Source organism: Nocardia sp. NPDC051832 (assembly GCF_040681285.1).
GTDB lineage: Bacteria > Actinomycetota > Actinomycetes > Mycobacteriales > Mycobacteriaceae > Nocardia.
Map to the genome: position 1 here is coordinate 452,158 of NZ_JBFAYL010000005.1, position 25,380 is coordinate 477,537.

The 25,380-nt window shown below is 69.7% G+C and carries 24 protein-coding genes; 16 read left to right on the forward strand and 8 right to left on the reverse strand.

From position 1 onward, the window contains the following. Window positions 1-41: 41 nt before the first annotated feature. The gene (locus AB0M14_RS31585; RefSeq protein ID WP_365001566.1) at window positions 42-1,220 is read right to left on the reverse strand and encodes an MFS transporter; all 1,179 of its coding nucleotides are present in this window, start codon (window positions 1,218-1,220) and stop codon (window positions 42-44) included. A 71-nt stretch (window positions 1,221-1,291) separates the two neighbouring features. Then, entirely contained in the window at window positions 1,292-1,771 is a 480-nt protein-coding gene (locus AB0M14_RS31590) for an Rrf2 family transcriptional regulator (protein ID WP_365001569.1), read from the reverse strand. A 133-nt stretch (window positions 1,772-1,904) separates the two neighbouring features. Between AB0M14_RS31590 and AB0M14_RS31595 the strand changes: the two genes are divergently transcribed. Both AB0M14_RS31595 and AB0M14_RS31600 read left to right on the forward strand, forming a co-directional pair. After that, window positions 1,905-2,444 (forward strand): ester cyclase, encoded by a 540-nt coding sequence (locus tag AB0M14_RS31595; RefSeq protein ID WP_365001572.1) that lies wholly within the window; start codon window positions 1,905-1,907, stop codon window positions 2,442-2,444. Window positions 2,445-2,584: 140 nt separating this feature from the next. Further along, the gene (locus AB0M14_RS31600; RefSeq protein ID WP_365001575.1) at window positions 2,585-3,235 is read left to right on the forward strand and encodes a maleylpyruvate isomerase family mycothiol-dependent enzyme; all 651 of its coding nucleotides are present in this window, start codon (window positions 2,585-2,587) and stop codon (window positions 3,233-3,235) included. 31 nt (window positions 3,236-3,266) lie between these two features. Here AB0M14_RS31600 and AB0M14_RS31605 read toward each other — a convergent pair whose 3' ends face one another. Next, a complete protein-coding gene (locus AB0M14_RS31605; protein WP_365001578.1) occupies window positions 3,267-3,848 on the reverse strand; it encodes a TetR family transcriptional regulator in 582 nt (193 codons plus the stop codon). Between the two features lie 83 nt (window positions 3,849-3,931). Between AB0M14_RS31605 and AB0M14_RS31610 the strand changes: the two genes are divergently transcribed. Continuing rightward, window positions 3,932-4,444 carry an anthrone oxygenase family protein gene (locus tag AB0M14_RS31610; protein ID WP_365001580.1) on the forward strand — a complete coding sequence of 171 codons (513 nt, stop codon included), beginning with the start codon at window positions 3,932-3,934 and terminating at the stop codon, window positions 4,442-4,444. Between the two features lie 19 nt (window positions 4,445-4,463). Here the strand turns inward: AB0M14_RS31610 and AB0M14_RS31615 are convergent, their stop codons facing one another. Both AB0M14_RS31615 and sigK read right to left on the reverse strand, forming a co-directional pair. Continuing rightward, window positions 4,464-5,213, reverse strand: coding sequence for an anti-sigma factor (locus AB0M14_RS31615; RefSeq protein WP_365001583.1), 750 nt, complete (start codon window positions 5,211-5,213; stop codon window positions 4,464-4,466). Beyond that, the gene (gene sigK / locus AB0M14_RS31620; protein WP_365001586.1) at window positions 5,206-5,856 is read right to left on the reverse strand and encodes an ECF RNA polymerase sigma factor SigK; all 651 of its coding nucleotides are present in this window, start codon (window positions 5,854-5,856) and stop codon (window positions 5,206-5,208) included. The genes AB0M14_RS31615 and sigK overlap by 8 nt, the downstream gene beginning before the upstream one ends. A gap of 322 nt (window positions 5,857-6,178) precedes the next feature. On the opposite strand from sigK, the gene AB0M14_RS31625 reads away from it, so the two are divergent. The 5 genes from AB0M14_RS31625 (at window position 6,179) to AB0M14_RS31645 (ending at window position 13,787) form a co-directional block, all read left to right on the forward strand. Further along, the gene (locus AB0M14_RS31625) at window positions 6,179-6,787 is read left to right on the forward strand and encodes a fasciclin domain-containing protein (protein ID WP_365002037.1); all 609 of its coding nucleotides are present in this window, start codon (window positions 6,179-6,181) and stop codon (window positions 6,785-6,787) included. Window positions 6,788-6,789: 2 nt separating this feature from the next. After that, complete coding sequence (locus AB0M14_RS31630) at window positions 6,790-8,373, forward strand: molybdopterin-dependent oxidoreductase (protein WP_365001589.1); 1,584 nt, start codon at window positions 6,790-6,792, stop codon at window positions 8,371-8,373. A 77-nt stretch (window positions 8,374-8,450) separates the two neighbouring features. Beyond that, the gene (locus AB0M14_RS31635) at window positions 8,451-9,110 is read left to right on the forward strand and encodes a hypothetical protein (protein WP_365001592.1); all 660 of its coding nucleotides are present in this window, start codon (window positions 8,451-8,453) and stop codon (window positions 9,108-9,110) included. 113 nt (window positions 9,111-9,223) lie between these two features. After that, complete coding sequence (locus AB0M14_RS31640; RefSeq protein WP_365001595.1) at window positions 9,224-12,694, forward strand: LodA/GoxA family CTQ-dependent oxidase; 3,471 nt, start codon at window positions 9,224-9,226, stop codon at window positions 12,692-12,694. A 1-nt stretch (window position 12,695) separates the two neighbouring features. Next, a complete protein-coding gene (locus AB0M14_RS31645) occupies window positions 12,696-13,787 on the forward strand; it encodes an FAD-dependent oxidoreductase (protein WP_365001597.1) in 1,092 nt (363 codons plus the stop codon). A 64-nt stretch (window positions 13,788-13,851) separates the two neighbouring features. On the opposite strand, the gene AB0M14_RS31650 is transcribed toward AB0M14_RS31645, so the two are convergent. Continuing rightward, the gene (locus AB0M14_RS31650; RefSeq protein ID WP_365001600.1) at window positions 13,852-15,585 is read right to left on the reverse strand and encodes a pyruvate dehydrogenase; all 1,734 of its coding nucleotides are present in this window, start codon (window positions 15,583-15,585) and stop codon (window positions 13,852-13,854) included. Window positions 15,586-15,840: 255 nt separating this feature from the next. Between AB0M14_RS31650 and AB0M14_RS31655 the strand changes: the two genes are divergently transcribed. From AB0M14_RS31655 to AB0M14_RS31685, 7 genes are all read left to right on the forward strand, one after another. Beyond that, window positions 15,841-16,983, forward strand: a complete 1,143-nt coding sequence (locus AB0M14_RS31655; RefSeq protein WP_365001603.1) for a hypothetical protein — start codon at window positions 15,841-15,843, stop codon at window positions 16,981-16,983. Then, window positions 16,980-17,276 carry a hypothetical protein gene (locus tag AB0M14_RS31660; RefSeq protein WP_365001606.1) on the forward strand — a complete coding sequence of 99 codons (297 nt, stop codon included), beginning with the start codon at window positions 16,980-16,982 and terminating at the stop codon, window positions 17,274-17,276. The genes AB0M14_RS31655 and AB0M14_RS31660 overlap by 4 nt, the downstream gene beginning before the upstream one ends. 175 nt (window positions 17,277-17,451) lie before the next feature. After that, complete coding sequence (locus tag AB0M14_RS31665) at window positions 17,452-18,495, forward strand: phosphotransferase family protein (RefSeq protein WP_365001608.1); 1,044 nt, start codon at window positions 17,452-17,454, stop codon at window positions 18,493-18,495. A gap of 2 nt (window positions 18,496-18,497) precedes the next feature. Then, window positions 18,498-19,721: an acyl-CoA dehydrogenase family protein gene (locus tag AB0M14_RS31670; RefSeq protein ID WP_365001611.1), complete on the forward strand. Its 1,224-nt coding sequence runs from the start codon at window positions 18,498-18,500 to the stop codon at window positions 19,719-19,721. A 32-nt stretch (window positions 19,722-19,753) separates the two neighbouring features. Continuing rightward, window positions 19,754-20,755, forward strand: a complete 1,002-nt coding sequence (locus tag AB0M14_RS31675; protein WP_365001615.1) for an NADP-dependent oxidoreductase — start codon at window positions 19,754-19,756, stop codon at window positions 20,753-20,755. A 50-nt stretch (window positions 20,756-20,805) separates the two neighbouring features. Beyond that, entirely contained in the window at window positions 20,806-21,405 is a 600-nt protein-coding gene (locus tag AB0M14_RS31680) for a TetR/AcrR family transcriptional regulator (RefSeq protein ID WP_365001617.1), read from the forward strand. Between the two features lie 63 nt (window positions 21,406-21,468). Further along, window positions 21,469-22,239, forward strand: coding sequence for a helix-turn-helix transcriptional regulator (locus tag AB0M14_RS31685; protein WP_365001620.1), 771 nt, complete (start codon window positions 21,469-21,471; stop codon window positions 22,237-22,239). Between the two features lie 3 nt (window positions 22,240-22,242). Here AB0M14_RS31685 and AB0M14_RS31690 read toward each other — a convergent pair whose 3' ends face one another. Both AB0M14_RS31690 and AB0M14_RS31695 read right to left on the reverse strand, forming a co-directional pair. Beyond that, window positions 22,243-23,115: a TIGR03619 family F420-dependent LLM class oxidoreductase gene (locus AB0M14_RS31690; protein WP_365001623.1), complete on the reverse strand. Its 873-nt coding sequence runs from the start codon at window positions 23,113-23,115 to the stop codon at window positions 22,243-22,245. A 172-nt stretch (window positions 23,116-23,287) separates the two neighbouring features. Then, window positions 23,288-24,085 carry a DUF2470 domain-containing protein gene (locus tag AB0M14_RS31695; protein WP_365001625.1) on the reverse strand — a complete coding sequence of 266 codons (798 nt, stop codon included), beginning with the start codon at window positions 24,083-24,085 and terminating at the stop codon, window positions 23,288-23,290. 161 nt (window positions 24,086-24,246) lie between these two features. Here AB0M14_RS31695 and AB0M14_RS31700 point away from each other — a divergent pair, with 161 nt between their 5' ends. Beyond that, window positions 24,247-25,341 (forward strand): hypothetical protein, encoded by a 1,095-nt coding sequence (locus tag AB0M14_RS31700; protein WP_365001628.1) that lies wholly within the window; start codon window positions 24,247-24,249, stop codon window positions 25,339-25,341. Window positions 25,342-25,380 lie beyond the last annotated feature (39 nt).

Consider the following 25,380-nt stretch of genomic DNA (forward strand, 5'->3'; position numbering starts at 1 on the left):
GCTGCGAAGCGCTGTCCTGCTGGCAGTACTTTCGCGGTCGGCTAGCGCGCCGTGCTTCGCTGATAGAGCAGCGCGAGGAGTGCCGCGGCGGCGCCGACTGCGAACACGGCGGTCGTGCCCTGCTCGATGACAGCCCCGCCGAGCAGGGTGCCCGCTCCGATCCCCACGTAGATGCAGGAGGCGTTTAGGGCGACGACCACACCGGCGTCCTGTGGTGCGGCCTCGAGGAGCCGATGCTGCTGGGCCGGAGTCTGGCACCAGCTGGCCGCACCCCACGCCGCGGCGAGTGCGCCCACGATCCACGGGGCGCCGAAACCGGTGGCGGCCAGGACTGCCATCAGGCCCAGTGCGCTCGCCATAACCAGATATCCGGCGGTGAGCACTCGCCGCGCGCCCCACCGGTCGGTGGCGAACCCGGACGCGAAATTGCCTGCGACCGCACCGAATCCATACAGCGCGAGCACCGACGCGGTGTCCGACGCCTCGATACCCAGCCCCGCCAGCGCAGGCACGCTGTAGGCGTAGACGACGTAGGCCGCCCCCATGCCGAGCACGGTCAGCGGCAGCACCTTTGCCACCGACCGGTTCCGCAGCACGGCCAGCCGGGTAGCCAGCGGCACCGGTGCACTTCCCGGTAGGAACGGCACCCACGCCGCCACCCCGGCCGCGGCCAGCAGGCACACGATCGCGACCGCGACCAACGCCGAACGCCAACCCAGCCAATGCCCGATCAGCCCGCCGAGCGGCACGCCCAGGGCGGTGGCGATCGTCAACCCGCCCACGACCACCGCCAACGCGCGCGCCCGAGCCTGCGGCCGCACCAGCGCCGCGGCCACCGCACCGGCATTGGGCGTGAACGCCGCCGCACCGACCGCCGCCAGCACCCGGGTTGCCAGCAGCACCGCGAAGCTGGTCGCCAGCGCCGACCCCAGATTCGCCAGCCCCAGCACCACCAGCGCGGTCACCAGCAGCGCCCGCCGCGGCAACTGCGCGGTCACCGTGGCCAGCACCGGCGACAGCAGCGCGTACGCCGTCGCGAACACTGTCACCGCCGCACCCGCCGACGCGGTCGACACGTCCAGTGCCGCCGCCAGATCGGGAAGAAACGCCGCCAGAATGAACGCATCGGTGCCGACGGCGAAGGTGCCCACCGCCAGAATCGCGGTGCGCCGCAGCCCATTCGACTCGGCCACCGAGCCACCCTTAATCAGGACATTCATTATCCCGATTCTCCTTTCGAAAAAGCCCGGCCGACGAGGCCGGGCAACCAACTACCGGTAGGTCCTCCGCGCTACCCGGCCAGGCCCTCGTAGAAGCGCCGCGCCCGAACCGGCGCGTTCGCCGGCGCACCGGCGATCAAGTCGGCCAGCGTCTGGCCGGCCAGCTCGCGCCGCCACGCCAACTCGGCCCGCCGCAACGCGGTCGTGATCCCACACGGTTCGGCGAACTCCGATTTCGCCGCCAGCGCCCCGGCCCCGCGCCGCCGAATCTCGGTGCACCGAAACGCTTCCGTGCGCCCTTCGACCGCCCCCACCACATCCATCACCGTGATCCGCTCCGGCGCCCGCCCCAGCCGATACCCGCCACGCGCGCCCGGCGCGGACTCGAGAATCCCTTCCCGCACCAACGGCTGCAACCGCTTCTTCAGATACTCCGGCGGCAACTCGAACATCTCCGCAAGCCTGGCCGTCGAGATCGGCGCGAGATCCTCCAGCCACGCCAGCGCCATGCAGCAGTGCAGCCCCCACTCGACCCCTTCGCCCATCAACATGAATAGGGATACTACACATCCCGAATCGACCGCGCCGCTCGACTGAGGTGCGTCCGCGGGATTTGAACCAGCAGCCGACGACGGTCGATACACACTGGAGACAAGTTCGCGTGCAATAGATTGCGAGGTCCTAGTGGACAAGACTGCCCCGACCGCTGCCGATACCGCCCGTGCCCTGGCGATCCGCTCGGTGCACATCATGGCTGACGGCACGCGTGCGGATTTCGACGCGATAATCCATCCGGAGGCGACCAACCGCGAGGCGAAGGGGGAGCCGCCCGCCACCCGCGGACAGGGACCCGCCGCCTATTACGCCACCGCCCTGTGGCTGCGCGGCGCATACGCGGACCTGCGCCACACCGTCGAATCCGCAGTCGTGGAGGGAGATCTGGTCGCCCTGCACACCACCATGCACGGACGGCACGTCGGCCCGTTCGTGGCCTACGACGAGGACGGGCAAGTGGATCAGGTGTTCCCGCCCACCGGCAAGACTTTCGCTGTCACCCAAACCCATTGGCTGCGAATCGCCGACGACAAGGTGATCGAGCACTGGGCCAACCGGGACGACCTCGGCCAGGCGGTGCAATTGGGCTGGGTGCCGCCGACACCGGCCTACCTGCTGCGAATGGCGCGAGCCAAGCGTAAGGCGCAGCGGGACAACGGAACTGGCTAGCCGGCCGCGGCCGGGGCGAGTGGCCTCCGTGCCAGCTGATAGAACGTAGCCGCACCGATGAATCCGCGCGAGCTGTCCCGTCTGGATTACGAAGAGCTCCCGCGTGCGCACCGGGCGGCTCCCCAGCATGGAGGTATCCAGTGACCGAAGTCATTGCTCGCGACGCCCTCTGGGCGATGGCCCACGCGGAACGCGCGGCCTTGGCCGAGGATCTCGCCGATTTGACCGACGAGCAATGGCGGCGGCCGTCGCTGTGTGGGGAGTGGGTCGTCGAGGACGTCGTCGCCCACCTCACCGCCGGGGCGAGCGTCGGCCGGTGGCGCTGGCTGGTCAGCGTCCTGAGCGCCCGCTTCGACTTCGACAAGCACAACGCCCGCCAAATCGCCGCGTATCGTGGTGCGACCCCGGCGGAAACCCTCGAACGATTCCGGGCGGTCCGCACCAGCACCACCGCGCCGTCCGGACATACGGCGGCCTGGCTGGGCGAGGCGGTCGTCCACGCCCAAGACATCCGCCGTCCCCTCGGGCTGGCCCGAACGCCGTCGACACAAGCCGCCACCGAGGTCGCCCGATTCTTCGCCACACGCGACTTCACCGTATCCAGCCACCGCGCCATCGCGGACTTGCGCTTGGAGGCGACCGACGGTCCTTTCACAGTGGGCACCGGCCCTCTGGTCACCGGAACGACCATCGCGCTCACCATGGCGATGGCTGGCCGCGCCGCCTACTGCGAGGACCTGTCCGGCACCGGTGTGCCCATCCTGCGCGCCCGCGTGCAGCCGGAGAACTGACGGCCCCGCAGCGCTGAGGGTGGGCGCTGCCTCAGGGCTGGGTGGTCCCGACCAGTCGCAGTGCGCTCTGGTGCAGGGACTTTTCGGCCGCTGCGCGGGTCATCCGCCCGGCTTCGACTTCCGCACGCGCGGCGCGGGTGATCGCGATGAGGGTGGCCGCGAGCCATTGCGCTGTGGTGGCGCTGTCGAATTCGCCGGTGTCCTGGCCGCGGCGCAGCAGGCGCATGAGGCGTTCGGCGACCGGAGGTGGAAGGCGTTGGCTCCGACCGGGTTCGGGTGCGACTCGCTGTTTCAAGGGACGCAGGTCGACGGCTCGCCAGCTGAGGTCGAGGATGCGGAGTAGCGCGTCGGCCGCGGGACCCGTGTCGAGGTCGGCCGCGTCGAGTGCGGCGACCGTATCGGCGCTGATCCGCTCGGCGACTGCCGCGAAAAGCTCTTCGCGACTAGCGAAGTGGGCGTAGACGGTTTGCCGCGTGACACCGGCGGCCTCCGCGACGGCCGCCAGCCCGCCGGTCTCCACCCCCTCCGCCAGGAGGCGGCTCGCGGCGTCGAGGATCGCCGCCCTGCTGCGCTCGGCGTCGGCGCGGCGCCGTGGTTCCCTGGAAGCAGCCAAATTCTTACACCCTTGTCAAAGTTATCGATCGACTCTAACCTTTACAGCGTTGTAAGAAGTCTAGAGCATCTTCAGGAGTTCTCATGCGCACTCGTCTCATCCAAGCCGTCGCGGTACTCAGCACCGGATTGCTCGCCGGCGCATTCGGTTACGGCCTCGCCAACCTCGCGCCGACGTTCCATCGGGTTCCGCTGCAGATGCGCCTGGAGTTCCACACCGCGCTCATGAAGGCCAACAGCATCAGCATGCAACTCACCATGGCGGCCGCCGCGCTGAGCTGCCTCGGGCTGGCGGTCCTGCGCACCGGCCGGGCCCGCCGGATGGCGGGCGCGGCCGCCGCCCTGGTCGTCGCCTCCTTCGGCATCACCCGCCTGGGCAACGTGCCGATCAATCATCAGATCAACCGCTGGGTCACCGCGGGCGCACCGGAGAACTACGCCGAAATCCTCACCCGCTGGGACATCTTCCACGCGCTGCGCACCAGCACCGCCCTCGTGGCCTTCGGATTGATGATCGCCTTGGCCCTGTGGTCCGCCCGTTCCGGCAAGGAGGCACTCGGCGCGAGTGCCGAGACGCGCACCCCGGCGCACGCCTGACCCGCGCCGAGCCGGCCGCTCACGTCAGCGGCACACCGACCACCGGATCGGTGGTGGGTGCGACCGAACCGCCCTCCGGTTCCACCGAGACCGCGAGCTGACCGGCGTCGCCGAAACGCATCAGCATCGGGGCGCGGCTGGTGGGCAAGGTGCTCAGGACGCCTGCCGAATCGACCTTGTCGGCCCCGGAGATCAACCACAGCTGATAGGTGTGATCCGCCGGCGGCGGCGGGACGGCGTCGAAGGAGACGATCGCCGCGCCGAGTTCGCGGGACACGTCGACAGTGATGGTGCCGCCCCCGGTGACCGGAACGGTGCGCTGCTGGGTGTCACTGTGCGTGCGCACCTGCTCGGCGGTGATCGCACCGGGCCCGGATTGGTTGCGGTACACCGTGATTCCGGCGGCGACGCCGACCACGACGGCGACCGCCGCGGCGAGCGCGAGCCACCGCCGGCCCAGCCGCTGCGGTGACTCCGCCGCCGCGAACCCGTTCGCCCGGTCCGTCGAATCCGCGGGTCCGTCCTGGGCTTCGAGTGCGCGCAGCAACGCTTCCTCGACACTGGGCGGCGCGGGAACGGCATCGACCGCGGTCATGGCGGCGAGCGTTTCGCGCAGATCGCGCACGGTGGCGCGGAAGTCCGCGGCGGAGTCCTCGTCGGCATGATCCAGCAGATGCTCGACGGCCCGGGCGTCCGTCTCGGACAGCGCGTCCAAGGCGTAGGGGTACGCGAGGTCGGGCAGGTCGGCGGCGGAGTAGATGTCAGGCATCGCGCATCGTTTCTGTCAGGCAGTTCTGGAGTCGTTTGAGGCCGTCGCGGATGCGCGTTTTGACGGTGTTGAGCGAAATGCCCAGGTGCTGCGCGACTTCGGAGTAGGTGCGGCCACCGTAGTAGGCGAGTGCGACGGTTTCGCGCTGGGTGTCGGTGAGGGTGTCCAGGCAGGCGACGACGGCGCGTTCCTCCGAACGCTGTCCGACGGTCTCGGCGACGATGTCGTGATCGCGCCCGAGCTGGCGATGCCCGTAGGTGAGATCGCGGATGCTGGCCGAGGATTCGGTGCGCACCCGATCGACGGCGCGGCGGTGGGTCAGCATCATCAGCCACCCGATCGGGCTCGCCAGGCGCAGGTCGTACTGCTCGGCGGTGTTCCAGACATACAGGTACACCTCCTGGGTGATCTCCTCGGCGGTCGCGGGCCGGCGCAGCACCCGCAACGCCAGCCCGAAGACCCGGTCGTGGGTGGAGCGATAGAACTGGGTGAAGGCTTCCCGGTCACCGTCGGCGACGCGGTGCAGCAGCCCCGCGAGCCGGCGGGTCACCTCCGGGTCGGGGGCCGGACGGTGTGCCGGGCAGGCCTCCGGTGCTGCTGTGCGCTCGTGGGTGAGCGACAGGATGCGGCGTTCATCCGCCATAGCGCTGTGTCTCCGTCAGTTGGGGTGATACGGCGTTCACCTGGACTTCGATACGCCACCCGGCCCGGTTTGGTGCCCGGATCGGATTTCTTTCGCTTCGATTGTTTCCCCGTGGGACCAAACCTATGCGCTGTTCGGAGCGAAATCCTTGCGGCGCTGTTTTGGGATACGTGAGCGCCGCCAGGGGCCGAGCCGCCCCGCAGTAGGACCGTCACCGGCCGAGCCACTTCTCCCCCCGAGCTCCGGCCGGTGACCGTCCCTCCCATCAATCAAAGGAACGATCATGAAGCTTCTCTCTCGCAGGACCGTCGCAGCCCTCGCGATGGCAGCCGCCGTCACGGGTGCGAGCGCCTGCTCCAGCGACAGCGACTCGGGTACCGCCTCGGCGACCTCGGCAGCGCCCACCACAACCGCCACATCCATGCCGAACGCCGCGGCCGCCGATCTGGTGGGACCCGGCTGTAAGGACTATGCCGCGCAGGTGCCCACCGGAGCGGGTTCGGTCAGCGGTATGGCCCAGGATCCGGTGGCGGTGGCGGCCTCCAATAATCCGCTGCTGACCACGCTGGTCTCGGCGGTGTCGGGCAAGTTGAACCCGCAGGTGAACCTGGTCGACACACTCAACGGCGGAGAGTTCACGGTCTTCGCGCCCGTGGACGCCGCGTTCGCGAAGGTGCCGCCCGCGACCATCGATACGCTGAAGACCGATTCGGCCACCCTCACCAAGATCCTGACCTACCACGTGGTTCCGGGCCGGATCGCGCCCGACAAGATCGCCGGCACGCACCAGACGGTGCAGGGCGCGCAGGTGACCGTCACCGGCTCCGGCGACTCCATCAAAGTCGCCGATGCGTCGGTGATCTGCGGTGGCGTGCAGACCAAGAACGCCACGGTCTACCTGATCGACTCCGTTCTCATGCCGCCGGCCTGAGCATGAACGCCGAACCCGCGGCACCCGAACCCGATTCGCCCGCGCGGCGGATCGGCCGGGTGCCCGCGGCGGGGGCGGGTGTGCTGGCCGCGGCGACGGTGCTGAGCGTGGGTCATCTGGTCGCCGTGCTGGTCGACCCCGCCTCCTCGCCGTTCTACGCCCTCGGCGCCACCATGGTCGACCTCACGCCGCACGAGTTGAAGGATGCCGCGATCCGCCGCTTCGGCGACCGCGACAAACAGGCGCTGTTCGCCTCGATGGCGGTGGTGATGGTGCTCGGCGCCGCGATCGCGGGCCTGCTCGAGCGCCGGCGTCCACTGGGCAGCGCACTGCTGCTGGTCCTCGGCGGCGTAACAGCGGTGGCGGCATGGCAAAGGCCCACGGCCACACCGTGGTTCGTGCTCCCGACAGTGGTGGGTGTGCTCGCGGGCATCCTGGTGCTGCGGCTGCTGATAACGGGTCACCTGTTCCGGCCTCCGGCTGTGGCCGGGCCGATCGTGGGTGTGGCTGCGGCGAGCCCGTCCCGCCGCAAGTTTCTGATCACGGCGGCGAGCGTGAGTGCGGTAGTCATCGGCACAGCCGCGCTGGGGCGTGCGCTGTCGGCGCGCCTGCACGACGTCGTGGCCGACCGTGCTCGTTTCCTGTTGCCGCGCACGGCGAATCCGGCTCCGGCGATCCCGCCGGAGGCGCGGCCGCGAGTCGACGGCCTCACCTCGTTCGTCACTCCGAACGACCGGTTCTACCGAGTCGACACCGCCCTCCAGCTGCCCGCGCTGGCCAGCGCGGATTGGCGGCTCCGCATCCACGGGATGGTGGATCGGCCCGTGGTGATCGACTTCGACGCGCTCCGCCGCCGGCCTGCCGTGGAGCGGATCATCACTCTCACCTGTGTGTCGAACGAGGTGGGCGGTGACCTCGCCGGTACCGCGCACTGGCTGGGCTACCCGCTGGCGGAACTGCTCGCCGAGGCCGGTGTCCGCCCGGACGCGGACATGCTGCTCTCGCGCAGCGTCGACGGATTCACCGCGAGCACACCGCTGTCGGCGATCACCGACGGCCGTGACGCACTGCTGGCGATCGGCATGAACGGCGAACCGCTGCCGATCGCGCACGGCTACCCGGCCCGGCTGATCGTCCCCGGCCTCTACGGCTATGTGTCTGCCACCAAATGGGTCACCGACCTGGAAGTAACCCGATTCGACCGGGCCGCGGCCTACTGGACCGAACGCGGCTGGGCCGATCGCGCCCCCATCAAAACCGCCTCCCGTATCGACGTCCCTTCCGCCTTCGCCACCGTCGGCGCGGGCGAGGTGATCGTCGCGGGCGTCGCCTGGGCACAGCGGCGAGGCATCACCGCCGTCGAGGTCCAGGTCGACGACCAGCCATGGCAGCCCGCCGCTCTCGCGGCCGAATACTCCACCGACACCTGGCGACAGTGGACCTGGCGCTGGCAGGCGACCCCCGGCACCCACACCCTGCGCGTGCGCGCCACCGACGCCACCGGCACACCACAGACCGACCAGCGCGCCACGCCGTTCCCCGACGGCGCCACGGGATGGCACAGCCGCGTGATCACCGTGCGCTGACCCGATCACGGAATTCCGCTTGTCCGCGGCACGCCCGCTGACCTACCGTCCACCCCGGGACAACCGGAGGAGGGGGAGTGCGGCTGGAAGGGCAGCGCTGGCGGACGCTGATCAACACGGTGCGGTTGGGGCGGGAGGCATATCGGGTGGTCCGCCCCGCGCGCCCGATCGAGCACGCACCCCTGCACGAGGGCTGTCACGGCGTGCAGATCACCGTCGACAAGACGGCCGCGAGGACCCTGGCCATGGCGTGGGCCCTGGCGGCCCGTTCGCCGCGAACGCTCGTCTATCTTCCCTTGCGGCACAACGGAATCGGATGCAACGAATACGGCCACGGCACCGAACCGGCGCTGGACCTGGTGTTGTTGCATCACAGCCTCGGCTTCCCGGCCGCACGCTGGAAGGACGTACGAGCCAAGCTGACCGGCGGCCGCCCGCACACCGTCGTCTGCCGCGGATTACCGGCCGTCCCGGATGCGAGCGCGGCAACCCGGCACCACCGCGGCTTCAAAGACATTCTGCGGCAGACGATTGCCGCCGACACCCTCTTCCTCACCGGCAGCCGGACGGCCTTCGCCCTCGAAGGTGACCGGCTGCGCGCACTGATCGAGGAATGCCCCCGCCACATGCACGAGCAGCCCGACACCCACTGCTGCGCCGAGATCACCGTCGACGGCCACTGGCAGTGGCTGCACGTCGAGTACTGCCGGGTGCACCGGGTCACCGGCCCGTCCTGAGCTAACCGACCGCGCCGTCACCACGCTGTCACCGCGTGCGGCGAAACGCCGAAAGTGCCTGTTCGGGGCGAATTCCGGAGCGTACGGTGGGGTGGCGGTGCAGGGAGGACGCCATGGCTACGACATATCGCATACATCCGGCGATCGGGATCGCACGAGTCGGCAACAGTCCGGAGTTCTTCATCGGCCCGGAGCGACGCAACGAGCTGCCCGATCCGCCCGGCGGCTTCAAGGATCCGCAGTGCCGGGTCAAACGGCAGGCGGCGCGGTTCCGGATCTTCGCCCATCACGACGACGGGACGGCGACCGAGATCACCGGCGCCGACGCCGACATCACCTGGACGGTGGGGCTGGTCAACAGCAAAGCCGCCTATCCGGACCGCGGCAACAGCGAGCCCGCCGCCGATCTGATCATCGACCCCGGCGCGCAGACCACCACGGGCCCGGTGCAGCGAAAAGTGTTCGAAGGCGGGGTGATTCGGTTCGCCGGACAGCCGGTGGTCACGGTGCCGCTGGGGGAGATGCGCACCGACAACGACAACCGGCTGCTGGTCTTCGCCGGTGCGGGTACCTCGGCCTCGCCGGGCGGCAACGGCATCGTCGACTTCTGGGGCAACCCCGGCTGGTACGACGATATCGCCGACGGACCGGTCTCGGCGGCCATCACCCTGCACGCCACCGGTGCGAGCCCCGCGGTCGAAGGCGCCTGGGTGATCTCCGCGCCCCCGAAATTCGCGCCGCACCAGGACAGCTCGACCACCCTGTACGACCGGCTGCTGCAAGCGATGGTCGACGCCGGCCGGGCGACCGCCCCGGCGAACACCTCCTACACCCACGACGTGTACCCGATTCTGCAGCGCGCCCGCGACACCCGCTGGGTGTACGAGGCGGAGTTCGTGCACCGCTGGCCCGACCCGGTGACCGACCCGGCCACCAAGTCCCGGATCTACCGCCGGTTGCGTCCCGACGGCAACATGCCCGATCTCGCCGGCTCGGATTCGGAGCTGACCGCCATCCAGCTCACCCATCTACGGCGCTGGCGCGACAACACCGATTTCGTCGACGACTGGACCGGCGTTCCCGCACCGGAAGCCACGGTCACCCCGGACGGTATGGACCGGGCCGCCCTCGACGCCTGCGTCGGCGGCGCGTTCTTCCCCGGCATCGAGGCCGGCGGCAAGGATTCGGCCAACCGCCCCATCCTGGATCCGGCGAATTACGCCGCGGCGTTCCGCGTCGATCACACGGTCGCCGCCGCGGGCACGCTGTCCGCGTCGATGGCGCTGCCGTGGCAGGCGGATTTCTTTGCCTGCGGCAGCAATTGGTGGCCGGTGCCGCGCCCGAACCGGGTCACCGTGCAAGGCGCGAGCGGGTATCAGGAGTGGACCCGCGGGCTGGGCAGCTATATGGACATGGTGCAGCGCTGGCACAGCCTCGGTTTCGTGACCCGGCAGGGCACGGCGCATGTGGAGGTGGAACGCTGCGACCAGGCCTCGATCACGCTGCTCACCCCGTCGCTGAACTTCCTCGACGTCTCGCAGGGCCCGATGGGGATGGTGCGCGAACAGGTGCTGGCGATCAGCTTCGAGGTGGTCGCGCCGGGCGGGCCGGTCACCTTGCAGTACGCGCCGGGCGGCGCGCCCGCGCACCCGCAACTGGTGGCCCACAACACCGATGTCACCGTCGGCCCGACCAGCGGCGCGGAGGTCGCCACGGCCCGGCTGTGGGTCATCTACCGCACCGGCGCCGCGCCCTCGGCGATCCCCACCCAGACCGTCACCGTGCTCGAACCGGTCAGCGGCCGGACCTGGAGCCTGACCATCGACGCCAGCACGGTCGCCCGCACCACCGCGGCGGTCGCACTGGTGCTGGACCGGTCCGGCAGCATGGCCGAGGACCGCGGCGACGGGCAGAGCAAACATCATGCGCTGCAACAGGCCGCGGAGATCTTCGTCGACGTCATGCTCGAAGGCGACGGCGTCGGCCTGGTCCGCTACAACCAGGACGCCCAGGTCGTGCAGCCGGTGCTGCGGCTGGGGGCCGGCGGGCTGTCCGACGCCAACCGTGCGAGCACCCTCGGGGCGATCCGCGGCGCGGACTTCGATCCGGACGGCGCGACCTCCATCGGCGATGGTCTCGCCGAAGGCCGCGGGATCCTCGACGCCACCGGCGCGGACTTCGATGTGCGGGCGTTGACGGTGCTGACCGACGGCAACGAGAACCGGGCCCGCTATATCGCCGACGTCGCCGGTGATCTCACCGAACGCACCTACGCCATCGGCCTGGGCACCGCGCAGAACACCAGTGCGCCCGCACTCCAGACCATTTCCGGCAACAACGGCGGATACCTGCTGGTCACCGGCGCGATCGGGGTGGACAACACCTTCGTGCTGCAAAAGCATTTCCTGCAGATCCTGGCCGGAGTCAGCAACGCCGAGGTGGTGCTCGACCCGGACGGCCGGCTCTCGCCCGGCGCGGTGCACCGGATCCCGTTCCAGATCACCGACGCCGACGCCGGTGTGGATGTGATCCTGCTCAGCCCGCGAGTGTCGGGCATCGACTTCCGATTGCAGACCCCGAACGGATTCCTGCTCGAACCCTGGCGCGCCACCGCCGAGCCGTCGATGCGGTACGTGCTCGGTTCCGGTGTCAGCTACTACCGGCTGGTGCTGCCCGCCCAGCTGATCCCGGATCGCTTCGACCGGGCCGGCACCTGGCATGTGCTGCTCACCCTGGGAGCACCGCCGACCGAACCCGCCGCCGACGGCGGCGTGCACCGCGAGATCGCGCTGGGCTTGCACGCCGATCCGCCGCCGCATCCGCATGTGGTGCCGCGGGATCGCAACGAGCTGCGCCGCCGCGTCCGCCTCGCCGAACAAGAGGGTCGTGCAGTCGACGAGCCGAATACTGGGGTCGAGCACAGCGAACTGGAGAATCAGGCCGCTGGCGAGCCGAGTGCGGCGGGCGGTGAACAGCAGGATCAGGCTGGTCGCGGCTCGAGAGCGGTGGTTGATCGCGGGGTGCCCTACAGCGTGATCGTGCACGCGTATTCCGCGGTGTCGCTGCGCGCCGAGGTGCACCAAACCGGCTGGGAGCCGGGCGCTTCGGTGCGCTTGCAGGCGACTGTCACCCAATCCGGTCTCGCTCTGCCCGCCGAGACCGTGTCGGTGTGGGCGGAGGTGACGGGCCCGGACCACACCACCGCGACGGTGCCGTTCGCCCGCGACGGTGACCGCTACACCGCCGAGTTCGCTGCCGCCGGTACCGGTTTGCACCGGATCCGGGTGCGCGCCCGCGGCTGGACCCGAGCGGGAGTCCCGTTCACCCGCGAGACGACCCGCACGGCCGGGGTCTGGCGTGGCGGCGACCACGACGCCGAAACCGCGGCCGGTGGCGGCGGCCGGTTGATCGAGGTCCTGCGCGAACAGGAGCAGCGCTGGTGCGCTCTGCTGCGCTGCCTGCTCGGACCCGGCGGCACCATCACTCCGGAACTGGAACGCAAACTGCGGGCGCTCGGACTGAATCTGGCCCATCTGCGCAAGTGCCTCGAAGGACACTGCGAGCACGACCGACAGGACAAGTGAGGTGTTCGACGTCGTCGTCCTCGGCGGCGGTCCGGCCGGGGCGGCGACCGCGCGGCGGCTGGCCCGCTCCGGCCGCCGGGTCGCGCTGATCGAACGCACCCGCTACAGCGAGCCCCGGATCGGCGAATCCCTGCCGCCGGAGATCCGCGCGCCGCTGTCGGCGCTGGGCCTCTGGGATCGATTCCGCGCCCTGAACCCGTTGCCGGGGTGGGGTATTCGCAGTCACTGGGGCGGCGTCACCGAACGCTCGCACCTGCTCGATCCCTACGGCTGCGGCTGGCAGGTCGATCGGCGCGCACTGGACCGTCTGCTCGCGACCGCCGCCACCGAGGCGGGCGCGGCGCTGTTCGAGGGCGAGTCCGCCCGGATCACCGGCTGGGATGGACGGCACTGGCACCTGAGCACCCGCACCGGCCGGGAGCTCTCGGCCCGGGTCCTGGTGGACGCGACCGGCCGCTTCGCCGGGCCCGCCCGCACCCTCGGCGCCCGCCCGATCCGGTTCGACCGCCAAGTCGGAGTAGCGCTGCGCTGGCACCACATCCCCGACGCCCACCAGCACCCGCTCCTACTGGAAACCACCGAACTCGGCTGGTGGTACACCGCCCCACTCCCACCGGGCACAACCATGATCGCCGTCCTGATGACCGACGCCGATCTCTGCGCCCGGCACCACTTGTCCACCCCCCGCGGATTCCACACCGCGTTGACCGCCGCCACCGAAACCTTGCACCGCGTGCAAGTCGGCACTCCCACCCCGCCGCCCCGCGTCTACGCTGCCACCAGCCAGCGCCTGCGCCGCGACATCGACCCCACCTCCGGCCCCTGGCTGGCAGTCGGCGACGCCGCCCTCGCCCTGGACCCAGCCTCCGGCAACGGCATCCTGCACGCCCTGACCTCCGCTGCGTCCGCCACCGCCACCATCGAATCCCTCCTCGACGCCCACGCCCCCTGGCCCGAAACTCTCACCGCCTACGAAGCAGCCCTCGACCACGCCTGCACCCGCTACCTGCTCGACCGCGCCGACCACTACGCCGCCGAACACCGCTTCGACTCCCCGTACTGGTCCCGCCGCGCCCTCCGCTCGACCGCCTAGCCCCGAGTGCATTGCTCCGCGCTCTGGGCTTTGCGCTCGGCCGATGTTCGAACCCTGCCTACGGTCAGGGCCGCGGTATGTTGCGCAGGTTGCCGCGCGCCAGTTCGACCATCGTGCCGACACCGCCGCCCAGGACGGTGCGGCCGGCGCTGAGGGCGAATCCGCGCAACATCTCACCGGTGATCTTGGGTGGGATGGACAGGGCGTTCGGGTCGGTGATCAACTCCAGCACCGCGGGGCCCGGGGTGGCGAAGGTGACGCGGAGGCCTTCTTCGATCCCGCTGGGCTGGTCCACCCGGACCGCGGGCAGGCCGCAGGCGCGGGCGATGGCGGTGAAGTCCACGACGGGATGGTCGGTGCCGAAGGAGGGGTAGCCGTCGACCATCATCTCCAGCTTCACCATGCCGAGGCTGGCGTTGTTGAACACCACGACCTTCACCGGGATGTCGTAGGTGCGCAGCGTCAGCAGTTCGCCGAGCAGCATGCTCAGGCCGCCGTCGCCGCAGATCGCGACCACCTGCCGGCCGGGGTAGGCGAGCTGGGCGCCGATGGCGTGCGGCAGCGCGTTGGCCATCGAGCCGTGCAGGAACGAGCCGATCACCCGGCGGCGGCCGTTGGGGGTGAGGTAGCGGGCGGCCCAGACATTGCCCATGCCGGTGTCGACGGTGAACACGGCGTCCGCGGCGGCCTGCGAATCCAGCAGGGCGGCAGCGTATTCGGGGTGTATGGGGGTGCGGTCGGCGATGTCGGTGGTGTAGGCCTCGACGACCTTGTCCAGCAGTTTGGCGTGCCGGCGCAGCATCCGGTCCAGGAAGGACCGGTCGGTGCGCGGGCGCAGCCGGCCCAGCAGGAGCGCGAGGGTTTCGCGGACGTCGCCGTGCACGGCCAGATCCAGCGGTGTGCGGCGGCCGAAGCGGGTCAGGTCGTGGTCGATCTGGATGGTGTGCTGCTGGGGCAGGAAGGTGTCGTAGGGGAAGTCGGTGCCCAGCAGCACCACACAGTCCGCCTCGTGCATCGCTTCGTAGCAGGCGCCGTATCCGAGCAGCCCGCTCATGCCGACATCGAAGGGGTTGTCGTATTGGATCCACTGTTTGCCGCGCAGGCTGTGACCCACCGGCGCGGCGAGCGCGGTGGCCAGCGCCAGCACTTCCGCGTGCGCGTCGCGCACCCCGTCACCGCAGAACAGCATGACCTTCTCGGCGCCGTCGAGCCGTTCGGCCAGTTCGGCGATCCGCTCCGCACCGGGCACCACCGGCGACCGCTGCGCCGGCGCGGTGCCCCGCGGCTGCTGCGCGGGCGCCTTCTGGGAGCTGACATCGCCGGGAATGGTCAGCACCGACACCCCGCCCGCCCCGACCGCGGTCTGCACCGCGATCCGCAGCAGCCGGGGCAGCTGCTCGGGTGCGGAGACCAGTTCGCTGTAATGACTGCATTCGCCGAACAGCTGCTGGGGATGGGTCTCCTGAAAGAACCCGGTCCCGATCTGGCTCGAGGGAATGTGCGAGGCGATCGCCAGCACCGGCGCACCGGTGCGGTGCGCGTCGTAGAGCCCGTTGATCAGATGCAGGTTGCCCGGACCGCAACTGCCCGCGCACACCGCCAGTCGCCCGGTCAGCTGCGCCTCGGCCGCCGCCGCGAACGCCGCCGCCTCCTCGTGCCGGACATGGATCCACTCGATGCCCTCGGTCCGGCGCACCGCATCCACCACCGGATTGAGACTGTCGCCCACGATGCCGTAGATGCGACTCACCCCGAGCGCGACCAGATCACGCACGAGCATGTCGGCCGATGTCGCCATGAGCTACCTGCTTTCGCTGGAGAACCGCGGGACGGGACCGGGATCAGGGTAGGACCCGAGGAGTAGCACCCGCACGGCTCGACCCGTCGTCCGGGCGATTCGCGCGGGGGAGCGGCTCCTCGACGGGGGTATCGGGTGCGGATTGTGCGCGGGTTGTGCGGGTTGTGTGAATGTTGTTGGTGTGCAGGGGAGTTGGGCAGGTCGATTCCGATACGGTGAAGCGTGAACAAAGGTGCGAGTCCGGCGGAGTCCGGTGTGTCGATCACCCGTCGCCGGTCGGCGATTGGGATCGGTGTGGTGGCGGCGGTCCTGGTCGCGGGTTTGCTGCCCGGGTGGTGGTGCGGGCGGGACGCCGACAACTGGTTTCGGGGCGACCCCGCGCTGGCGCGAGGTCTGGCCGAGGAGCTGGTGGCCTTCCAAGCCGAGGATGACCGCCGCCGCGCGGCGGGCGCTGAGGGGCTCACCGGAATGTGGGGTCTGCTCGAACACCAGATGACCGCGCTGGGTCTGTCCCAGGTCAGCCTCGCGCACCCGCAGTGGCGAGAGCGGTACGCCCCCATCGCGACTCGCGCCGCCGCCAAGAGCCTGCTGCCCGCCATGCGCGCCGAATTCACCTCGGCCTGGCACGGGGAGGACGGACTGGCGGTGCCCGGCAGCCCGAACGGGCACGCCTACCTCTCCTATCCCGCGCTCGCCCTCGGCATGGCCCGCCTGATCGATCCGGACTTTCCCGCCGATCTCGCCGCCCAGCACGACATGTTGATCGCTGCCTACGAACGCCGGCTGCTGGCCGCACCCACTGCGCTGCTCGACACTTTCCCCGGCGAGGCCTACCCGACCGACGTCGCCGCGGTAGCCGCCGCCATCGCGGTGCACGGCCGGGCGACCGGCACCGACCACACCGCGGTCCTCACGCACTGGGCGCGGCAGGTGCGCGCCACCCAGATCGATCGGGACACCGGACTGATCATCCAGCGCATGGGCGTCGACGGCCGCGCCCACGACGCGCCACGCGCCTCCGGCACCGGCTTGGCCGCCTACTTCGCCGGTTTCGCCGACCGCGCCCTGGCCCGCGAGCTGGCCCTCGCGTTGTTCGGCCAGGAACGCACGGTGCTCGGCTTCAGCGGCATCCACGAATACGGCGAGGGCCACGACGGCCCCGGCGACATGGACAGCGGCCCGGTCCTGCTCGGAGTCTCGGTGTCGGCCACCGGTTTCGCCCTCGCGCCCGCCCGCGCCTTCGACCACCCCGAAACCTTCACCCGCCTCTACCGCACCACCAACCTGCTCGGCCTGCCGCTGCGTAGCGGCGACCGCCTGCGCTTCGCGACCGGCGGCGTGATCGGCAACGCCCTGCTGCTCGCCTTCCTCACTTCCGGACCGGAGCTGGCGCCATGAAACTCCCCGCCCCGCGCACGGTGTGGCGTCAGTTGCCCACCCCGCGCATCCTGTGGCGTCGGCTGCGCATCGCGCTGATCCCGCTCGTGCTGTACCTCGCCCTGCATCCGATCGCCGCGGCGCTCTCGGCGCGCCAGGGCTTCGGTTCACCCGACGGCGCGGGCCCGACGTACCTGGCGATCACCGCCGCGGTGCTCGCGCTGCGCCTAATGCTGCTGATCGTGGTCCCGGCGATCCTCACCTACCGAGCGGTGGTCTACGCGGTGACCCGCGGGTTTCCCCGAACCCCTTGACCGCCGGGCTTTCATCACGCAGGGTGGCAGGAACTTAGCAAGCGCTTAGTAAGTTGCTGTGCTCTTGCGCGAGCTCGGAGAGGACCCACCCCGTGAACAGGATCGACGCCAGGCGGCCCCGCGCACCGCGAATCCGAGCCGCCCTGCCCGAGCGCGTCGCAAAATTGGTGCGGTGATGAGCAATTCGAGCGATTCCGGCGACCTACCGGGCCTGGATCTGGACCGCCTCGCCGCCTGGCTGGCCGAGCACCGGCCCGATCTGGCCGCAGCGCCGCTGACCGGCCACCTGATCGCGGGCGGCAAATCCAACCTGACCTACGAAATCACCGACGGCGCGACAACATTCGTGCTGCGCCGGCCCCCACTGGGCCATGTGCTGCCCACCGCACACGACATGTCCCGGGAACATCGGGTGATCAGCGCGCTCGCCGGCACCGAGGTGCCGGTGCCCGCCACCTACGCGCTGTGCGCGGACCCCGAGATCCTCGGTGCGCCGTTCTATCTGATGGAATTCGTCGCCGGAACCCCCTATCGCAGCGCCGCCGAGCTCGCGGCGCTGGGCCCGGCCCGCACGTCGGCGGTGTCGACCGGCCTGATCGACACCCTCGCCGCCCTGCACTCCGTCGACCCGGCCGCAGTGGGCCTGGCGGATTTCGGGCGGCCGGAAGGCTTCCTGGAACGCCAGGTGCGGCGGTGGAAGAAACAGCTCGACGCCTCGCACTCCCGGGACCTGCCCGCCGCCGACGAACTCCACGCCTTGCTCGCCGCACAGCAACCCCCGTCCGCGGCGACCCGGATCGTGCACGGCGACTACCGGCTCGACAATGTGCTGATCGACACCCAGGATCACGTCGCGGCGGTCCTGGATTGGGAGATGGCCACCCTCGGCGACCCGCTCACCGATATCGGCCTGCTGCTGGTCTATCAGCGGATGGGCGCGCGCCGCATGCCCGGCGTCACCGACGTGGCCACCGCGCCGGGCTTCCTCCCCGAAACCGCACTGCTGGACCGCTACGCCCGCCGCGCCGGCCTCGACCTGACCCACATCGGGTTCTACGTCGCGCTGGCGTCGTTCAAGCTCGCGGTGATCGCCGAGGGCATCCATTACCGCTACCTGCACGGCCAGACCGTGGGTTCCGGCTTCGCCGGCGTCGGCGACATGGTGGACCCCCTCCTGCGCGCCGGAACCGCCGCCCTACAAGACACCGCCAAGGACTAGAGATGTTCGCACTCTCCGCCCACGCCCTGCGCTACCGCGACGATCTGCTGGCCTTCATGGACGAGCAGATCTATCCCGCCGAACCGATCTACCACGCGCAGCTCAGCGAATCCGGCAACCCGCACTTCCAGCCGCCGATCCTCGAGGAACTCAAAACCGAAGCCAAGAAGCGCGGACTGTGGAATCTGTTCCACCCACACCCGGAGCACGGCGCGGGCCTGACCAACTCCGAATACGCACCGCTCGCCGAAATCATGGGCCGCAGTCCACATCTGGCCCCCGAAGCCACCAACTGCAGCGCCCCCGACACCGGGAACATGGAGGTGCTGACCCTGTTCGGCACCGAAGAGCACCAGCGGGAATGGCTCGCGCCGCTGCTCGCCGGCGACATCCGCTCGGCCTTCGCCATGACCGAACCCGAGGTCGCGAGCTCCGACGCCACCAACATCCGCCTGCGGATGGACCGCGACGGCGAGGACTACGTGCTCAACGGCCGCAAATGGTGGACCTCCAACGCGCTGCACCAGAACTGCAAGGTGCTCATCGTCATGGGCAAGACCGATCTCGACGCACCGGTGCACCGTCAGCAGAGCATGATGGTGGTCCCGCTCGACACCCCGGGCGTCACCGTCGTACGCGGCCTGCCGGTGTTCGGCTACCAGGACCGAGAAGGCCACGCCGAGATCGTGTTCGACAACGTCCGGGTCCCGCGCACGGCGTTGCTGGCCGGTGAAGGCGACGGGTTCATGATCAGCCAGGCGCGGCTGGGCCCCGGCCGCATCCATCACTGCATGCGCGCCATCGGCATGGCCGAACGCGCCCTCGATCTGATGATCGATCGAGCACAGTCCCGCACCACCTTCGGCGCTCCCGTGGCCGACCGCGCCAATATCCAGGACTGGATCGCGGAATCCCGCATCGAGATCGAGATGGTCCGGCTACTGACCTTGCGAGCCGCCTACCTGATGGACACCGTCGGAAACAAGAACGCGCGCACCGAGATCGCCGCCATCAAAGTCGCGGCCCCGCAGATGGCGCTGAAGGTCATCGACCGGGCCATCCAGGTGCACGGCGGCGGTGGCGTCTCCGACGACTTCCCGCTGGCCCTGATGTACGCGCACGTGCGGACCCTGCGCCTGGCCGACGGTCCGGACGAGGTGCACAAACGCACCATCGCACAGCGGGAACTACGCCGCCGGGATCCGTCCTGGGGACGCCGGCCCTGACCCGCCTGGTCCCAACCGACAAGGAGTTCTGAATGACCAAAACCCAGCAGGTGCGCCTGGCCGAACGGCCGACCGGTCTGCCCACCGCCGACACCTGGACGGTGACCACCACCGAGCTGCCCGAGCTCGGCGCGGGCGAGATCCTGGTGAAGATCAGCTTCATCTCCCTGGATCCGGCGATGCGCGGCTGGCTCAACGATGTGCGCTCCTACCTGCCGCCGGTCGGTATCGGCGAGGTGATGCGCGCCCTCGACATCGCCACCGTCATCGAATCGACCCACCCGGACTTCGCCGTCGGCGACACCGTCAGCGGCACCTTCGGCGTCACCGAGTACGCCATCAGCAACGGCCGCGGCGTGCAACGGGTCGACCTGAGCCTCGCCCCCGGCCCCACCTGGCTGGGCGCGCTCGGAATCCCGGGCATGACAGCGTATTTCGGCCTGCTCGAGGTCGGAAAACTGCGCGCGGGCGACACCGTGCTGGTGTCGGCGGCCGCGGGCGCGGTCGGCAGCGTGGCCGGGCAGATCGCCAAAGCCGAAGGCGCCACCGTCATCGGCATCGCGGGCGGCGCCGAGAAATGCCGGATGCTCACCGAGGAATTGGGTTTCGACGCCGCCATCGACTACCGCGCGGGCGACGTCCTGCGGCAGCTGCGCACCGTGGCCCCCGACGGCATCGACCTCTACTTCGACAACGTGGGCGGCGAGATCCTCGACGCCGCGCTGGCCAACCTCCGCCGGGGTGCGCGCATCGTGCTGTGCGGAGCGATCTCGGCCTACAACGAGCAGAAGCCGCCGCCGGGCCCCTCGCGCTACATGTCGCTGCTGGTCTTCCGGGCGAGCATGACCGGATTCGTGGTCTTCGACTACGCCGACCGGTACCCGGAGGCCGGCGCGCGCCTGGCGCAATGGCTCGCCGACGGCCGCCTGCAAACCCGCGAACACATCGTCGAAGGCGACGTGAGCCAGTTCGGCGACACCCTGAACATGCTGTTCAGCGGCGCGAACACCGGCAAACTCGTGCTGGCGATCTGAAACCGGACGTGCCCAGCCGGGACCGTCACACGGAATGGGAGACTGGGCACGTGACCGAATCAGGGGACCGCTTACGCGCGGACGAGACGCGGGCACGGCTGCTGGACGCCGCCGTGCTCGCCTTCGCCGAACGCGGCTTCCACGGCGCCACCACCCGCGACATCACCTCGATCGCCGGCTTGAGCGCGGCGGCGATCTACGTCCACCACCGCTCCAAAGAGGAACTGCTCTACCAGATTTCACGCACCGGCCACCTGGACACCCTGCACTGCGTCCAGACCGCGATCGCCTCGTCGGACAACCCGACCGAGCAGCTCATCGCCCTGGTGCGAGACTTCGTCATCCACCACGCCCGCGCCCACACCGTCGCCCGTGTCATCAACTACGAGCTCGCCGCGCTCAGCCCCGAACACCAGCGCGAAATCAAAGATCTCCGCCACACCATCGACGCCGAGGTCCGCACCCTGATCGAACACGGCGTCGCCCAGGGCTGCTTCGACAACCCGAACCCGCAGATGGCCGCGGTCGCCGTGCTGTCCCTCGGCATCGATATCGCCCGCTGGTACCGCGACGACGGCGCCTGGCAACCCGAAGACCTCGGCGACCACTACGTCGACCTCGCCCTGCGCATCGTCGGCGCCCGCCGCTGAGAGTGACCGCCGATTACCTGTGCGGTAATGGCCGTGCCCGTCAGAACTTCGTAGGGTGCACAGGTGCGCACTCTGACAGCCGGTGACCTGCTCCGACATTGGCGGCTGGAACGCCGCCTCAGCCAACTCGAACTGGCCGGGCGGGCCGACACCTCGGCCCGGCACCTGAGCTTCGTGGAAACCGGCCGCGCCACCCCCAGCCGCGCCATGCTGGCGAACCTGTGTGAACACCTGCAGATCCCGCTGCGCGAACGCAACCGCCTGCTCCTGGCCGCCGGATACGCCCCCGCCTTCGCCGAGCCCACACTCGACACCCCGGAGATGGCCCCGGTGCGCGCGGCCGTACGCCAGATCCTGGAAGGGCATCAGCCCTATCCGGCGCTGGCGATCGACCAATCCTGGAACATGGTCGACGCCAACGCCGGAGTCGCGCTGCTGCTCGCCGGCATCGATCCGGCGCTGCTGACCCCACCGGTGAACGCGCTGCGGCTCAGCCTGCACCCCGACGGCCTGGCCGGGCGCATCCTGAACCTGCCCGAATGGCGCGGCCACCTCTTCGCCCGCCTCACCCGGCAGATCGAAGGCACCGGCTCCGCGGAACTGGCCGCACTGCACACCGAACTCCGCGCCTACCCCGGCGGCGAAACCGACCTCGTCCTGCCCGAACCCGACCAGGTGGTGGTCCCGCTGCGCCTGCGCCACGACGGCCGGGACCTGTCGTTTCTCAGCGTGACCACCGTCTTCGGCACACCCATGAACGTCACGGTCGCCGAGTTGGCCATCGAATCGTTCTTCCCGGCCGACGCGGCGACCCGCGCCGCGCTCAACCCCTGAAACTCAGGAATTGACCTTCGCGATCACCCGCTCCGCGAACTTCGACAGATGCGCGATCTTGGTGTCCAGCGGCTCGGTGTCGTGCTCACGGGTGTAGGGGGAGCGGAAGCCGACGATCACATCGGTGACGCCCTTGTCCTCGAGCCGCTTGATCCCGTCGACGGTGTAGGCGTCGAGCGAGATCACATGCACCTCGAAATCCTTGCGCGTCCCGTACTCCTCCCGCAGCTTGTCCAGCTTGACCAGCAACCGGTCCAGTTCCTCGCCGTCACCGCCGGCATGCATCCAGCCGTCACAGCGCGCGGCCCGGCGCAGCGCCGGAGCGCTGTGCCCGCCGATCAGGATCGGGATCGGCTCGGTGGGCACCGGGCTGATCTTGATCGGCGGGAAATCGTAGAACTCGCCGTGGTACTCGAAATACCCGCCCGCGCACAACCCGCGCACGATATCGACGCACTCGTCCATCCGCGCGCCGCGCTTCTCGAACGGCACATCCAGGATCTCGAAGTCATCCGGCCACGGACTGATCCCCACCCCGAACCCGAACCGGTTCCCGCTCAGCGCCGCCACCGAGGCCGCCTGCTTGGCCACCAGCACCGGCGGGCGGATCGGCAACTTCACCACGAACGGTGTCACCCGCAACGTCTTGGTCGCCGCCAGAATCGCCGCCGAGAGCACGAACGCCTCGATGAACGGCTTGTCCTCGAGGAACTCCCGATTCCCATCCGGGGTGTAGGGATAGGTGGCGTCGGATTCCTTCGGGTAGGCGATGCTGTCGGCCACCGTGATCGAGGAGTACCCGGCCGCCTCGGCCGCCTGCGCCAACGGCACGTAGTACTCCGGGTTCGTCATCGCCTCGGCATAGGTGAATCGCAATGTGCAGCCTTTCTGCTGGATGCGCGGTCAGAACAAGACTGGAACGTGTTCTAACTCCACGCACTCAACAAACCACCCACCGCCCGCACACGTCAAGCGATTCCCCGATTCCACCCCGATCGACCACCTACACCCAGCAAGACCACGCGGGCGCCACCAAACGCGCCGACGCTCAGGACTGGCGCGAGCGGCGCGCCAATTCGACTGTGGCGGCCCGCAGTTGGTCGATCGCGTCGATCGGCTCGGCATAACCGACCCGAGTCCGGGCAACCCCACGCGGCGTCACCACACGCAAATCGAGACCGTAGCGGTCCGCACGTTCACAACCGGCCTCGGAAGCGTCCGGATAACCCCCGAGCACCCGCGCCATGGACAACAACGCGTCCGCGTGATCCTCGTTCAGATGCGTGATCGCACCCGCCGCCACCGGAATCACCGGATCCGGCGCAGCGGCCGCATACTGCTCCGCCGACGCCGAATCCATCCGCCCATACCCGCCGACCCAGCGCACGCGCCGCACCCGCAACACCCACACCGTGAAATCGCTGTAATCGATGTAGTACTTCGCCGCCGGCACCGCCGCCAAATGCGCCTCCCGCGCCGCCACCGCCTCCGCACCCGTCGGCCGCTCCACCACACCCGCCAGCGTGATCCGCGTCCCCGCCAGCGGATCCGACGGCAGCTCCGGCGCCACCACCGAAATACTCGCCCGCGGATCCGCCGCCAGATTCCGCCCGTGTTCGGCCATCCGCGACACACACAGCACCGGCGCACCCGCCAGCAGCCCATAGGTGACAAACGACGCCCACGGCGACCCGTCCTCGCTCAGACTCGCCAGCGTCGCCGTATTCCCCGACGCCGCAACCGTCCTCGCCTCCTCCGCCGCCGTCGGCCGAGCGGCGTTCACCACCGGCCCGGTCGGCTGCGGAATCGACGGCGCATCGCCCGGGTCACCATGATCGAGAGTCATCTGCAGTCCTTCAGCCAGTGGATATACCGCCACCGATTGTTCCACCGCGCCCACCCGGTACCCGGCGCACCCGTCCGCCATTACTGGAATCGCCGCTGTGCGAACGGGAAAGGACCCCATTGCGCAGGCGCGACAGCACCCGATGGGCGACACTGTGCGGCGTGACCCGATACGCATTCGACGCCGACCGCAACGCTCTAGTCGCCATCTGGGCGACCGGGCGCGGCGACCTGACCGAGACGGTTGCCGTGCTTCCGCCGATAAGTCCGGACCAGGCAACGGGTTTGGCGTCGAATCTGACCACCCTGTCCCGCTTCCAGTGGCGCACCTACACCCATCCCGCCAGTGCCGCAGGCGATCCCGACGTCCCCAACAGCGAAGCCTGGCGCCGCGCCGAGGAACGCCGCAACTTCAAGGACGTCGAAGCCGGGCTACGCCACCCCAACCTGCCCACCGAGCAGGGCCTGGTCGTCTCCTACAGCGGCGTCGTCGAATCCGCGCACCGCGTCGGCCGCGCCCTGCACAGCATCGACGTCGAATACCTCACGGAAACCATTGTGGCCGAGGTCGATCGCGAACAACGCGCCATCGAATACGCCGAACTCGGCGACCTGTCCGGCCGGGCCCGCCAAGCCGTCGAACTGTCCCGCCCCGACGTCTCACCCGCCCAGGTGCAGGCCGCCGACGAACTGTTGCGCGCCGACCCGCTCGGCACCCTCGAACTGTTCACCGAACTCGACCCCGCCTCGGCCTCCGTCGCGGCCGCGCACTGGCTCTACGCCGCGGCCGAGATAGCCGGCGAACTCGCCGGGATCCCGACCGCGGAGGTCGTCGTGGAAGCCGACGAACTCGAAGCCCTTCAGGTCGATACGCCCACCATGGTGCTGGAACGCCTGGTAGCGGGGGAGACCCCCACCGCAGTCGTCGCCGACCTCATCGCCGAGGCCATGGCGGTCTCCGAAGGACACGTCCCCGCCCCGTGGGCCGTGGTCGCCCGCGTCGCCGAAATAGAGGAACAGGCAAGAAAATACGAGGTCGACAGCGTCACCCGGGCGGCCTTGCTCGCCGAATTCCGGATCAGCCGTCTCGACCCGGTCCGCCCCGCCCTCGACCTCCTGGAAGACCTCCTCGACGGCATCCGCGGCTGCCTCCTGCTCTACACCGCCCACAGCGCCGGCGACGAGGCCGAGGTGGAGGAGCGGTTCGCCGACGATGTCCGTGCTGAAGCCGACGCACACTCTGACCAGCTGTTCTAACCGGTAGCGGCCTGGTGTGCGATCAAAGAACGATCTCAA

Coding starts and splice junctions, on each gene's coding strand:
- AB0M14_RS31585 (WP_365001566.1), bottom strand. CDS start 1,220: ATGAATGTCCTGATTAAGGGTGGCTCGGTGGCCGAGTCGAATGGGCTG.
- AB0M14_RS31590 (WP_365001569.1), bottom strand. CDS start 1,771: ATGTTGATGGGCGAAGGGGTCGAGTGGGGGCTGCACTGCTGCATGGCG.
- AB0M14_RS31610 (WP_365001580.1), top strand. CDS start 3,932: ATGCGCACTCGTCTCATCCAAGCCGTCGCGGTACTCAGCACCGGATTG.
- AB0M14_RS31615 (WP_365001583.1), bottom strand. CDS start 5,213: ATGCCTGACATCTACTCCGCCGCCGACCTGCCCGACCTCGCGTACCCC.
- sigK (WP_365001586.1), bottom strand. CDS start 5,856: ATGGCGGATGAACGCCGCATCCTGTCGCTCACCCACGAGCGCACAGCA.
- AB0M14_RS31625 (WP_365002037.1), top strand. CDS start 6,179: ATGGCAGCCGCCGTCACGGGTGCGAGCGCCTGCTCCAGCGACAGCGAC.
- AB0M14_RS31630 (WP_365001589.1), top strand. CDS start 6,790: ATGAACGCCGAACCCGCGGCACCCGAACCCGATTCGCCCGCGCGGCGG.
- AB0M14_RS31640 (WP_365001595.1), top strand. CDS start 9,224: ATGGCTACGACATATCGCATACATCCGGCGATCGGGATCGCACGAGTC.
- AB0M14_RS31650 (WP_365001600.1), bottom strand. CDS start 15,585: ATGGCGACATCGGCCGACATGCTCGTGCGTGATCTGGTCGCGCTCGGG.
- AB0M14_RS31660 (WP_365001606.1), top strand. CDS start 16,980: ATGAAACTCCCCGCCCCGCGCACGGTGTGGCGTCAGTTGCCCACCCCG.
- AB0M14_RS31665 (WP_365001608.1), top strand. CDS start 17,452: ATGAGCAATTCGAGCGATTCCGGCGACCTACCGGGCCTGGATCTGGAC.
- AB0M14_RS31670 (WP_365001611.1), top strand. CDS start 18,498: ATGTTCGCACTCTCCGCCCACGCCCTGCGCTACCGCGACGATCTGCTG.
- AB0M14_RS31675 (WP_365001615.1), top strand. CDS start 19,754: ATGACCAAAACCCAGCAGGTGCGCCTGGCCGAACGGCCGACCGGTCTG.
- AB0M14_RS31695 (WP_365001625.1), bottom strand. CDS start 24,085: ATGACTCTCGATCATGGTGACCCGGGCGATGCGCCGTCGATTCCGCAG.